Raw genomic sequence first — 11270 nt, forward strand, 5'->3', positions numbered from 1 at the left:
GAGTATTTTCGAGGCGAGCCGCATCAACGGGCTCGCGCTCATAATCCCTGCGGAAGTAGCTATTTCAGAGGCAGCCCGTTTAGAAACAGACCGTGGTCACCGGCAGCGAGGAATCCGTCGTGAAGTCCACACCCGAGGGCTCACGACCGGCAGCGACCAGGCGGGCACCCAGCGCCGCAACCATCGCGCCGTTATCGGTGCACAGGGTGAACTTCGGGATAATCAGGCGCACCCCCTCGGAGGCGCATCGGGCGGCAAGCAGCTCACGCAGGCGCGAGTTAGCCGCCACGCCACCGCCGAGCAGCAGGGTCTTCATGCCCTGCTCTCGGCAGGCGAGCATCGCCTTCTTGGTGATAACGTCCACGACCGCCTCCTGGAAGGACGCGGCAATATCGGCAACCGGGACCTCTTCACCGGCTGCTTCAAAGCTTTCGATCACGCGCGCCACGGCGGTCTTCAGGCCGGAGAAGGAGAAATCGTAGCGGTGTGCGCCGGGCTCCTCGGCGGTGCCCATGAACTTGCGGTTCGACAGGCCGCGCGGGAACACGAAGGCGTTGCGGTTACCCTCGGCGGCGGCGAGATCAATCGCGGGGCCGCCCGGGTAGTCCAGGCCGAGCAGTCGGGCGACCTTGTCGTAGGCCTCGCCTGCGGCATCGTCGAGGGTCGCGCCGAGCAGACGCACATCGGAGGTAATATCGCGCACCTGCAGGATTTCGGTATGACCGCCAGAGACTAGTAGCGCACCCAGGCCACCGGATCCGGCATTCGCCAGCAGGTCGGAGCCGTCTTCGGTGCCGTTGTCCTCCAGCAGGCCAACGCCAACGTGTGCGACCAGGTGGTTAATGCCGTAGAGGGGCTTGCCGGTGGCAATAGCGAGCGCCTTCGCCGCGGAGACGCCCACCATGAGGGCGCCAGCCAGGCCGGGGCCAGCGGTGACGGCAATGGCATCCACCTCATCGAGGGTGATGTCCGCTTCGGCGAGTGCCGCCTTGAGGGCGGGAATCATGGCGTCCAGGTGGGCGCGGGAAGCGATTTCGGGGATCACGCCGCCAAAGCGCACGTGCTCTTCCATGGAGGAGGAGATGGTGTTGCTGAGCAGCTGTGCACCGCGCACAATGCCGATACCGGTCTCATCGCAGGAGGATTCGATACCCAGAACGAGGGGTTCGCGAGTGCTCATAGTTCGTCTTTCTGTTGCGCTGTCTGCGCGTAGTGCTTCTTGATGCTGTGATCTAGGGGCGGGTGCTCGCCCGTATTGCGGGGATTGCGCTTTAGCCTACCGTGATATTTAGAACGTGCATTCCATAATGATGGCGTCGGTTCCGTCATCGTAGTAGCCGCGGCGCACATGAATTGCGCGGTAGCCGTTGCGTTCATAGAGGCGCTGGGCGCGCGGGTTGTCGGCACGCACCTCCAGCAAGATGCGCTCGGCACCCTGCTCGCGGGCGCGCTTGTGCATCTGCTCGAGCATGGCGCGACCGTAGCCGTGGCCCTCGTACTCGGGGAGCACGCCGATAGTTTGAACGTCGGCGGTGTCGGCTACGACCATGGTTCCGCAGTAGCCGATAGCGCGCCAGCTGCCCTCGTTATCTTCCGAACCTTCTGCAGGCAGTTCGAGCATGTAGTAGGTGCGGGTCGGGTGGGTCAGTTCCTCGAGGAACATGTCGATGTGCCAGGCGTCGGCGGGGAACAGTGTGGTTTCCATGCGGTGCATGGCCTGCACGTCGGCAAGTTCGGCAATGCGCAGGCGGGCGCCCAGTGCCAGGTTGTCTCGCACGATATTTTCGGTAGCGCTCATTTAGTTCTCCTTCTGCGCGGCAGTCTGTGCAGCTGCCTGTGCGCCCTGCTTCTGCTGGCGGGCGAGCATTGCGGCGGGGACCTTTGCGTCCGAGTCGCGCAGGTACTGGGCGGAGGTGTCCTCGCTCAGGTTCTCTACGCCCAGGCGTGCCGCGGCGGCAACCAGGTACTCGGCGTGGGGGTGAACCTGACGGGCAGAATCGACGATGGTCCAGCCGTGCTCTTCGAGAGTTTCGGAGTACAGGCCGGCGCCGTAGCCGTAGGCGTAGGAGGGACCCCCACCGGGCAGAATTTCGGAGGCGAGGCATACGTTCGGTCCGTCCACCAGGCTGTAGCCTTCGGCGTTCACGCGGTAGCGGGCGGAGTAGACTTCGCGGCGGCGCGCATCGGAGAGTACGAGCAGCTCAGCATCTTCGATAAGATCAGCAGAAGCGAACGCTCGTTCTACGTTCTCTTCCTCGGCAACTGCGCCTGCTTCCCCGGCAGCCGCACCGGATACAGCGCGCTCAGCCAGGGCGGTCAAGCTCATCATGCCGTACACCGGCACCGACCAGGCAAAACCCAGGGCGCGCGCAGTAACGATACCGGCGCGAAGACCCGTAAAAGGTCCCGGGCCGGTACCGGTCAGAATCGCATCCAAATCTTCGCCGCGCACGCCGGCGTCCTGCAGGGCCGCCTGCGCGTAGGGGCCCATCACCTCAGCGTGGGAGCGGGTATCTTCGCTCTCGTAACGGGCGAGGATTTCGAAGGACGCACCGGCTTCGGAGCCGTGCACACGGGCGAGCGCCACAGATGCGGTGGCGGATGAATCAAGGGCAAGTACTAGCACCCTATCATTCTAACGCGCGGGCTCTAGGCGCTCTGCAGGGCATCTTTCAGGGCATCGAAAGCGTGCTCCCAGCGGGGGCCGAAGGCGCGCACCCGCAGCAGGCGAGGCTCGGGGGTGTCCGCATCCTCGTCGCTTTCGTCGTCTTCGTCGTCCCAGCTGAATTCTTCGGCGCCCGAGTAGGCGAAGCGTGCATCCGCGCCGGTCAGGCGGGTGAAGTCCAGTTCCAAGCGGGAATCACTCAGGTGCTCAGCCTTATCGCGGCCCCACTCGATGACGGTCACCGAGCGCGGCAGGGAGAACTCCAGGTCCAGGTCGTCGAGCTCTTCGGCGCTGGAGAGGCGGTAGGCGTCCACATGTACCAGGTCGGGGCCGCCGGGTCGGGGACCGTCCGGCAGGTTCGGGTGCACGCGCGAGAGCACGAAGGTCGGTGAGATAACACCTTCGCGCACGCCCAGGCCTTCGCCCAGGGAGCGGGTGAACGTGGTCTTGCCCGCGCCGAGCTCACCCGAGAGGAGCAGTACGTCCCCGGCGTTCAGGTGCTGTGCCAGGGCGAGCGCCAGGCGGCGGGTATGGTCGGGGCCGGTCACGTCCAGGTCGAGGGCGGCAGAAATGTATTCAGCACTCATTAGCCCTCCTGTTCCTCGCCGGTGCCCCACAGCTCGTTCAGTTCAGCTTCAACCCAGGAGCCGCCAACGTAGAGGCGCTCCACGCGGGGAGAAATGCGGGTCACGATTTCGTAGTTAATGGTCTGCGCGGCTTCCGCCCACTCTTCTACGGGCGGGTTCTCGCCGGCACCAAAAAGGATGGCGGGCGCGCCCAGGTAGCCCAGGGAGGGGTCGCTCAGGCCGGGTTCGCCCAGGTCAACGACCATCTGGTCCATGGCGACGCGGCCGACCACGCGGTAGGTTGTGCCTTCCGCGTTGTTAGGTACGGTGCTGTCCTCTGCGTTCTGTACTCCCGGGTAGATGCGCACCGGCGCGTTCTCCGCAATGCGAGGAACGCCGTCCGCGTAGCCGAGCGGCACCAGCGCCAGGGTGGTCGCCTTGGGAGTGTGGTAGCGCAGGCCGTAGGAAACACCCTGACCTGCAGGAACTTCCTTCACCGCGGCAATGTAGCTACCCACCGTCATGACGGGCTTCAGGTCCAGGTCCTCAGCGGTCACCTCCGGCAGCGGGGAAAGACCGTAGAGCGCCAAACCGCAACGCACACCGTCACCGAGCAGACGCTCCTCCGTATCCCAACCCTCCAGCGATGCGGTCAGGGTCGCCGGCGAGTTCGCCAGATGCACAATCTTCGGGTCCAGGCCAGCCTCGCGTGCCCGAGCCACAAAAGTATCCAGGGTATTGAGCTGCTGTGCAGTCTCGGCGCGGGTCGGCTCATCCGCAACCGCCAGGTGGCTGAAAATACCCTCAACCGTAATCAGACCGGCATCCTCCAGGGAGGCGGCGCGAGCCACCAGCGCAGGCCAATCCGCCGCGGTGGCGCCGTTACGACCCAGACCGGTATCAGCCTTCAGATGCACGATAGCGCGCTCGCCGGTGCGTTCAGCGGCGGCGGCAACCGCCTCCAGGTCCCAACCGGAAACACCCAGGCGGATCTTCTCCTGTAGCGCCGCATCAAAGTCGGTAGAGGGGGTGTGCAGCCACGCCATGAGCGGCGCATCAATACCGTCGGCACGCAGTTCCAGCGCCTCGTTCACGTGCACCACGCCCAGCAGGTCAGCGCCGGCGGCGATAGCCGAACGTGCCACCGGGTACGCGCCGTGACCGTACGCATCCGCCTTAATCACTGCGATGAGCACGCGGTCGCCAATGAGTTCCTTGAGTCGGCGCACGTTATGTTCCAGCGCGTCAAGATCAATCGTGGCGCTACGTTCCACCTGGCCGGGAGCACAGGGCGGGCAGTAAAGCGGTTCGGCATGCTGCTGAGGGTGAGTCATGGTCCTTCGTTTCTGACGGGCGGGTACTACAGGCTGTACTTGAGCAGCCTCTCTTCTACTAAATTCTAGACCTCCCTCTGTGCGAAAGTCCTGTCGCGCTACACTAGGTCAGGTACCCCTTTAGAGAGGAAAGCATCGATGAGCACTCTGCCGCCGGTTCGGACGGTTCACGTGTATTCCATGCACACCGACCCTTTTGCGCAGCCCGGTAGCGGAGATGCAGGCGGCATGAACGTCTATATTGCCCGGTCGGTGCATGCCATGCTGGAGCTGGATCCCGAGCTACGGGTTGAGGTTTTCACCCTGGACCGCGGTGAGGCGCTTCCGGCTGATTCTCCATTCCGTCAGCCGCCTCAGCCCGGCGAGCGCCTTGTGCGCCACAGCCTTGATCTTCCGTCCGCTCGTGGTCTTTCGAAGAACGAGTTGGCTACGGTCACCGATGATTTTGCGCAGGCGTGCGTGGAGCAGGCGCTGTACACCCCGGATATTATTCACGCCCACTACTGGCTGTCGGGTCAGGGTGCAGCTCGTGCATCCCAGCTGTGGTCGGCTCAGGGCGCCGGCTTCCCGGTCCCCGTTCTTTTCACTCCGCATACGACGGCTGCCGCCAAGGATGCGCGCCGCGGCGAAGGTGAAGCACCCGAGCCTGAGGAACGCTACCGAGCCGAGCGCCTCATGAGTAGCTCCGCGAGCCGGGTGATTGTGAATACTCCCCTGGAGGCGCAGCAGATGGGCGAGTACTACGGTACGGACGCGCAGAAGCTTGCCATTATCCCCCCGGGTGTTGACACCTCGATTTTCCATACGATTCCTGGCGTGCATCCGCTCAATGACACCTCGGAGACTCGTTGCCGCATTGTGTTTACCGGTAGGCCTCAGCCGTTGAAGGGCCCGCATCTGCTGGTGGAGGCGCTCGCGCTGCTCCCCTCCGATCTGCAGGTGGATGTGGACATTATTGGTCGTTCCGATTCGGATTATGAGCGCCGCCTGTTGCAGCGTGCAGCTGAGCTGGGTGTGGCAGATCGGGTGCATTTGAAGGATCCGGTTCCGGCGTCTGAGTTGGCGAATATTTTCCGTGCTGCCGATATCGTGGCGTCCCCGTCGTCGTCTGAGACGTTCGGGTTGGTGGCTCTGGAGGCGCAGGCGTGCGGCGCGGCGGTGCTCGCTACGGATGCTGACGGTCTGCGCTTTGCGGTGGAGAACCACCGTACGGGCCTGCTGGTGGCGCCTCGTACTCCGCAGCGTTGGGCTGCAGCTATTGAGCGTCTGGTGCGTGCCCCGTATCTGCGTCATTCGTTGGGTGCGAACGCCGCGGCGCGTGCCCGCACGATGGGTTGGGAGCAGACGGCGCGTAAGACCCTGGAAGCTTATGCCGAGGTACGTGAGGGTATCTCGCAGTAATGTATTTTTCACGTTGTGAGGAGTTTTAATGTCTTTCTCGATGAGCCGCGATGAGTTCGCCGCGTACCTGGATTCTGTGCGTATTACCGGCGAGGTGGCAACCGCCCGAGAGAATAACCTGGACCATATTCAGGGTTTCCTGGATGGTAATGAGCACCTTGAGTTTGGTGTGCAGTGGACCCGCGAGTGGGATTACGATTCGGTGTTTGAGGTGATGGTTCGCCGCGCGGGTCTGAACCCGGATCGTTCGCATACTCACGGTCAGGACACTATTGGTGCTGAGCAGTGCATCAGCGCTCTGGAGGAATACGCCCGCATCTTCGGTGAGGCGGTACGCGCCGGTTCCCGCATTCTGTTTGCGACCGGTCACCCGGCGGGTCTGTTCCCCATTTACGCGGTGATGGCTGCGGCAGCGAAGGCTGCTGGCGCGGAGGTTCTTCAGATTGAGGAGGGCGAGCGCTTCCTCGACGGTGACGTCCGCCAGATTATGGATGTCGTGATGTTTGAGCAGTACGGCAACCTGCAGCATACGCATTTCCCCGGCCCGATGCGCATCGCTTTGGATCAGCTGGAGGCGCGCGGCGTGACCCCGGATCTGGTGGTTTCGGATCACGGTATGGGTGGTTATGCGGCGTCTACTCGTAAGCTGCTGACGATTGGCATTGCGGATTGTAATGATCCGGGTCTGTTTGTTGCGGCTGAGCAGGGAGATTTGCCGGTGTGTGTGCCGATGGATGATAACGTTCCGCCGCGTCGCTATGAACCGATGATTGATTTCATTTTGGATCGTGCGGGGCTTGAGCGCCCTTAATGTCCCTTTTACGCCGTGTGCGTAGGGCTTGTTATTGAGCCTCCGGGGTTTGTCTTTTTATATGCCGGTTATTGTTTTTCTGCAGATGCGTGAAACATACCGGTAGTTTTGGGAGTTTCTTAGCTCCACTAGGCATTCTTCCCGGAGGCTCTTATTCCCTTCTTTTTCTGTGATTGATTTCATCACACCGGAGCGACTTTGCCTCTTCATTCTTCGAGACTGAAGACCCCCGACCCCGTAGAATAGTTTACGGAACACGTTTATGCGCTCAGCGAGCTCATATAACGCTCCACTAGGCGTCTTACCAGCGCCTTTGCCGTAGTCTCTGCCATTATTCACTCAGCAAGATTAAGGGTTCACTCATTCATCAGGACAAAGACTAGGACACGTCTCCCTTACACCGATAATTAGGGGTAAATGTGCCTATTCGCCGCTCTCAGTCCGCAATACAGGACAAATTTCCGGGGAAGATTACACCGTTGAAAGTACAAGATCGTCTTAAAAAAATGTGGGGTTCAGACTTCGTTATCAAGCGAAGCTGGCATCCCAAGGTTCAGCGTGCCCTTTACTTTGGCGATTTTTTCGCCATTGCTGTTGCGGTTGTCGCTGCGCATCTAATTCGTTTCGGGTGGGAGAATGCTGACCTGCCCTATGTGAACGTTTGGCCTATTAATGTTCTCGATGGCCGCGTACCCGCGATGGACTATATCTTCTTGGGTATTGGTCTGACCGTTGGCTGGTGGTTTATTCTCCAGGTGAATGGCTCCCGTAGCCTGCGCATTATGGGTTTCGGTACTGAGGAGTACCGCCTCATTACTCGCGGCAGTACTTATTTCTTCTGTCTGCTGATTATTGTGGCGTTCTTCCTCAAGGTTGACGTCACCCGCATGTACCTGCTGATTGCTTATCCGCTGGGTCTGTTCTTCCTGTTGATGGAGCGTTGGGTTATTCGTCAGGGCCTGGTGCGTTCGCGTACTCGCGGTCGCGCGCTGACTCGCGTCATGATTATTTCTGATGTGACGACCGGTCAGCACCTGTACAAGAATTTGAAGGATGTGGTTGCTTCCGGCCTGTCCCCCGCTGCGTTCTACCTGCCCGGTTTCACTCCCGGCACTACTGTTGCTGGTGCGCCGATTCCGGTGCTTGGTTACAGCACCTCGCCGGCTGACATTATGGAAGCTATCCGCGAGAACGATATTCACATGGTCGCTGTTACGAATGGCCACCACTTGAGCCCGGATCAGGTTCGTCTGCTGGGTTGGAAGCTGGCGGATGCGCATATTTCGCTGATTATGGCTCCGGCTACGACCGATATTGCTGGTCCGCGTATGCACATGCAGCCGCTGAACGGTCTGCCGCTGGTGCACGTGTCGACTCCGCGTATTACCGGTCTGTCGGCGTTCTTCAAGCGCGCCGTGGACGTTGTGTCCTCGGGTCTGGGTTTGATTCTGCTCTCTCCGCTGTTCCTGGTGGTTGCTCTGCTGGTTAAGCGTGATGGCGGCCCGGTCTTCTTCCTTCAGAACCGTGTGGGTCTGAACGGTGAGCTTTTCAAGATGGTGAAGTTCCGTTCGATGCGTACTGATGCTGAAGAGGTTAAGAAGCGCCTCATGGAGCAGAACGAGGGTAACGGCGTGCTCTTCAAGATGAAGGACGATCCGCGTATTACCCCCATCGGTAAGTTCATCCGTAAGTACTCAATTGATGAGCTGCCTCAGCTGTGGAACGTGTTCATTGGCGATATGTCGCTGGTGGGTCCGCGTCCTCCGCTGGTTGAGGAAGTTGAGCAGTACGAGGATATTGCGTACCGCCGTCTGCTGGTGAAGCCGGGTATTACCGGCCTGTGGCAGGTTTCGGGCCGTAGTGATCTTTCGTGGGAAGAGTCGGTTCGTCTGGATCTCTACTATGTTGAGAACTGGTCGCTTACCGGTGACTTCATTATTCTTCTGCGTACTGTCCGTGCGGTTTTCGCTAAGGAAGGCGCGTACTAAGAAGGATTGTGGGAGTTTCTCCCACCGATGCGTATGCCGGTTTTTAGTGATGCTGTCCCGGCACAGGCAGCTCGGCATCGTGTATTGATATAAACGCGTTGAAGGGGCGTGAATCCATTTCCGGTGGATTCACGCCCCTTCTGCATACCCAGGGTGTCTGGTCTGCTCTTGGCTTCGTCTTGAGACGAGTGTCTGAGGGTTAGGGGGCGTTCCGCTCCCCTATTCTGCGACCTATTCTGCGATGAGCCGGGCGATAACTTCGGGGAGCATCTCCGCAACGCGGGTTGCGGGTGCCGGGCCGGGCCGGGCGTCCTTGACGCTTCCGGTGGCGCTGGCGCGTGCGGCTTCGCCGTGCAGGTAGACGGCGAGCGCACCGATGGAGGCGAAGGTGCAGCCTTCCAGGGCTTCTCCGCGGGCATCGAAGGCGGCTACGGTCTGGGCGAGCAGTGCGCCGTAGATGCCGGTGAGGGTGTCGCCGCTACCTGCGGTGGCGAGCCAGGGGCTTCCTCCGGCAACACTGTAGGTAGCGCCGTTGGGTGCTGCAATGAGCGTGTAGCCGCCCTTGAGCATGACGGTGGCGCCGGAGAGTTCGGAGGCGGCACGCACCCAACGGAAGGGCTCTGCGTCGATGTCCTTGCGGCTGGGTACGATGGCGTCGCCCAGGTGCTTTGTCCAGACTTCGGGGGCGAGCTCGTGCACGATGCGCAGGAAGCGTTCGAGTTCTGCCGCGTGCGGGGTGAGAATCTTGTGGGAACCGAGGTGCTTACCGGTTGCCATGTATTCTGCAGCCAGGTCGCAGGCGCCCGCGTCGAGGATGGCGGGTTCGGGCGAGTGGAGCAGGTAGCGGTTCTTATCCAGCGAATCGTGGCTGGATCCGGAGCCGCCCGCCCAGACGGTGACCCTCTGCAGGGCGGGTGCGCCGCTGAAATAGACGGTTTCGGGGTTGTGGGCGATCATGAGCTGGCGTAGCTCGTGGGAGTTGGCGTTAAAGCGAACCATACCAACGCCGGTGTTGAGAGCGGCACGCACGCTCATGAGGGCAGCGCCAGGGTATTCGAGGCTTCCGGTGAGCATGCCGAGTACACCGCGGGTGTACTTGTGGGAGTGTTCGTCGGGTACTTCGATGAGCTCGCGGTAGTCTTCGCGCTCGAGGACGCGCAGGGCGGGCTTGTGGGCGTTGAGGGCTTCGGGTACGCCCAGGTCGTAGAGCTTGATGTCGCCGGCGTGCACGCTGTGGCTGGTGCCTGCCGGCAGCTTGTGGCCGATGAAGGTGACGGTGCGGTCGGCGCGCAGGGAGGGTTCGTGCACGGTTCCGCGGTTGTTGTCGACTCCGGAGGGGGTGTCTACGGCGAGGACTGCGCCGAGCTTGCCGTCGAGCTGTGCGGCGCGCAGGACGTTCAGGCATTCCCCTGCTTCTCCACGGACGGCGCCGCTTGCTCCGGTACCGAGGATTCCGTCGAGTACGAGGTCATAGCTCTTCAGGTGTTCCTGTGCTTTGGCAGGGTCGAGCACGCGGGTGCCTTCACCGCCTTCGCGGGCGATGAGTTCGAGGTTCTTTTCGCTGGGGTCGAAGACGACGGCATCAACGCGGTGGCCTTTGGCGCTGAGACGGGCTCCAGCGTAGATGGTGTCTGCGCCATTGTTGCCCGGGCCGATGAGCAGCAGGATTTTTGCTTTCTCCTTGCCGCGGAGCAGGTCCTGCGCTTCGGCTGCGACGGCGTCTGCGGCGCGTTGCATGAGGTAGCCGTCGTAGTCGGCGGCTTCGATGTAGGGCTTTTCTGCTTCGCGTACCTGGGAAGCAGTGTAGATGAGCTTCATTGCTGTCTCCTTGGGTGGCACCGTGCGGGCCTTAGGGGTCACCTGGTGTGGTGTTGGTGTGGCTCTGCGTTAGTCGTCGGTGTCATCTCCGGCGATGACGCTGAGTCGGTAGCTTTCGGGGTTGAACTTTTGCAGGTGCGCCAGTTCTGCGTCGCTGAGGTATTCGGCGGTTGCGATGGCGATAGCCATGGGTTCGTCGTGGGTCAGCGAGAGGTGGATGCGGTTGATGCCGAGTTCTTTGGCTCGGCGGGCGATGGTGCCCTGAATGATGAGGTAGGGCTGGCCGCTTTCGGCGGTGGCTACTTCGCAGTCTTGCCAGTTGAGTCCTGCGGGTGCTCCGAGTACTTTTGCGACGGCTTCTTTGGCGGCAAATCGCACGGCTTGGGAGCGCACGTTTCGGGTGCGTTCGTTGGGGGTGAAGACGCGGCGAACAAACGCGGGTGTTTCGGTGACGATTCGTTCGAATCGTTCAATGTTGACGGTATCTACGCCGATTCCCATGATCATGAGCTTCACCTTCTGCGCTAGGGGTGGTGACCGCGTCCTGTTTGCGGTTTCTCTTGTTTTAAGTCTAGCGAGATTCGTTTCTTTTGGGCGGTTTACCGTTAAATATGACGCCTGGTTGATGCCTGTTTCACAGTGTCTATTTTTGTTGGATCATCACCGAATAACCGAGTGGTTAAACGA

11 protein-coding genes are annotated in these 11270 nt (G+C 61.1%); 4 read left to right on the forward strand and 7 right to left on the reverse strand.

Going from position 1 to position 11270, the window contains the following annotated elements:
- Positions 1-79 precede the first annotated feature (79 nt).
- From tsaD to alr, 5 genes are all read right to left on the reverse strand, one after another.
- Entirely contained in the window at positions 80-1180 is a 1101-nt protein-coding gene (gene tsaD, locus AB8C10_RS07880) for a tRNA (adenosine(37)-N6)-threonylcarbamoyltransferase complex transferase subunit TsaD (RefSeq protein ID WP_368867402.1), read from the reverse strand.
- A gap of 108 nt (positions 1181-1288) precedes the next feature.
- The gene (rimI, locus tag AB8C10_RS07885; RefSeq protein ID WP_368867403.1) at positions 1289-1798 is read right to left on the reverse strand and encodes a ribosomal protein S18-alanine N-acetyltransferase; all 510 of its coding nucleotides are present in this window, start codon (positions 1796-1798) and stop codon (positions 1289-1291) included.
- The gene (gene tsaB, locus AB8C10_RS07890) at positions 1799-2626 is read right to left on the reverse strand and encodes a tRNA (adenosine(37)-N6)-threonylcarbamoyltransferase complex dimerization subunit type 1 TsaB (protein WP_368867404.1); all 828 of its coding nucleotides are present in this window, start codon (positions 2624-2626) and stop codon (positions 1799-1801) included.
- A 23-nt stretch (positions 2627-2649) separates the two neighbouring features.
- Positions 2650-3252 carry a tRNA (adenosine(37)-N6)-threonylcarbamoyltransferase complex ATPase subunit type 1 TsaE gene (tsaE, locus tag AB8C10_RS07895; protein WP_368867405.1) on the reverse strand — a complete coding sequence of 201 codons (603 nt, stop codon included), beginning with the start codon at positions 3250-3252 and terminating at the stop codon, positions 2650-2652.
- A complete protein-coding gene (gene alr, locus AB8C10_RS07900; RefSeq protein WP_368867406.1) occupies positions 3252-4565 on the reverse strand; it encodes an alanine racemase in 1314 nt (437 codons plus the stop codon). The genes tsaE and alr overlap by 1 nt, the downstream gene beginning before the upstream one ends.
- Before the next feature lie 138 nt (positions 4566-4703).
- On the opposite strand from alr, the gene AB8C10_RS07905 reads away from it, so the two are divergent.
- The 3 genes from AB8C10_RS07905 to AB8C10_RS07915 all read left to right on the forward strand — a co-directional run bounded on the left by AB8C10_RS07905 (position 4704) and on the right by AB8C10_RS07915 (position 8765).
- A complete protein-coding gene (locus AB8C10_RS07905) occupies positions 4704-5966 on the forward strand; it encodes a glycosyltransferase (protein WP_368867407.1) in 1263 nt (420 codons plus the stop codon).
- 28 nt (positions 5967-5994) lie between these two features.
- Positions 5995-6777 carry a phosphatase gene (locus AB8C10_RS07910; protein WP_296705199.1) on the forward strand — a complete coding sequence of 261 codons (783 nt, stop codon included), beginning with the start codon at positions 5995-5997 and terminating at the stop codon, positions 6775-6777.
- 506 nt (positions 6778-7283) lie between these two features.
- Positions 7284-8765: a sugar transferase gene (locus AB8C10_RS07915; protein ID WP_049327575.1), complete on the forward strand. Its 1482-nt coding sequence runs from the start codon at positions 7284-7286 to the stop codon at positions 8763-8765.
- Positions 8766-8996: 231 nt separating this feature from the next.
- On the opposite strand, the gene AB8C10_RS07920 is transcribed toward AB8C10_RS07915, so the two are convergent.
- Positions 8997-10583 carry a bifunctional ADP-dependent NAD(P)H-hydrate dehydratase/NAD(P)H-hydrate epimerase gene (locus tag AB8C10_RS07920; RefSeq protein ID WP_368867408.1) on the reverse strand — a complete coding sequence of 529 codons (1587 nt, stop codon included), beginning with the start codon at positions 10581-10583 and terminating at the stop codon, positions 8997-8999.
- A 69-nt stretch (positions 10584-10652) separates the two neighbouring features.
- Positions 10653-11090, reverse strand: a complete 438-nt coding sequence (locus AB8C10_RS07925) for a holo-ACP synthase (protein WP_005505045.1) — start codon at positions 11088-11090, stop codon at positions 10653-10655.
- On the opposite strand from AB8C10_RS07925, the gene AB8C10_RS07930 reads away from it, so the two are divergent.
- On the forward strand, positions 11089-11270 hold a 182-nt coding region (locus AB8C10_RS07930), incomplete at its 3' end, for a hypothetical protein (RefSeq protein WP_368867409.1). The genes AB8C10_RS07925 and AB8C10_RS07930 overlap by 2 nt on opposite strands.

It is taken from the genome of Rothia mucilaginosa (genome assembly GCF_964210535.1).
Classification (GTDB): Bacteria; Actinomycetota; Actinomycetes; order Actinomycetales; family Micrococcaceae; genus Rothia; species Rothia mucilaginosa_F.

Bases quoted from the DNA above. Each gene is read 5' to 3' on its own strand.
- tsaD (WP_368867402.1), bottom strand. From the start codon at position 1,180: ATGAGCACTCGCGAACCCCTCGTTCTGGGTATCGAATCCTCCTGCGAT.
- rimI (WP_368867403.1), bottom strand. From the start codon at position 1,798: ATGAGCGCTACCGAAAATATCGTGCGAGACAACCTGGCACTGGGCGCC.
- tsaE (WP_368867405.1), bottom strand. From the start codon at position 3,252: ATGAGTGCTGAATACATTTCTGCCGCCCTCGACCTGGACGTGACCGGC.
- alr (WP_368867406.1), bottom strand. From the start codon at position 4,565: ATGACTCACCCTCAGCAGCATGCCGAACCGCTTTACTGCCCGCCCTGT.
- AB8C10_RS07905 (WP_368867407.1), top strand. From the start codon at position 4,704: ATGAGCACTCTGCCGCCGGTTCGGACGGTTCACGTGTATTCCATGCAC.
- AB8C10_RS07910 (WP_296705199.1), top strand. From the start codon at position 5,995: ATGTCTTTCTCGATGAGCCGCGATGAGTTCGCCGCGTACCTGGATTCT.
- AB8C10_RS07915 (WP_049327575.1), top strand. From the start codon at position 7,284: ATGTGGGGTTCAGACTTCGTTATCAAGCGAAGCTGGCATCCCAAGGTT.
- AB8C10_RS07920 (WP_368867408.1), bottom strand. From the start codon at position 10,583: ATGAAGCTCATCTACACTGCTTCCCAGGTACGCGAAGCAGAAAAGCCC.
- AB8C10_RS07925 (WP_005505045.1), bottom strand. From the start codon at position 11,090: ATGATCATGGGAATCGGCGTAGATACCGTCAACATTGAACGATTCGAA.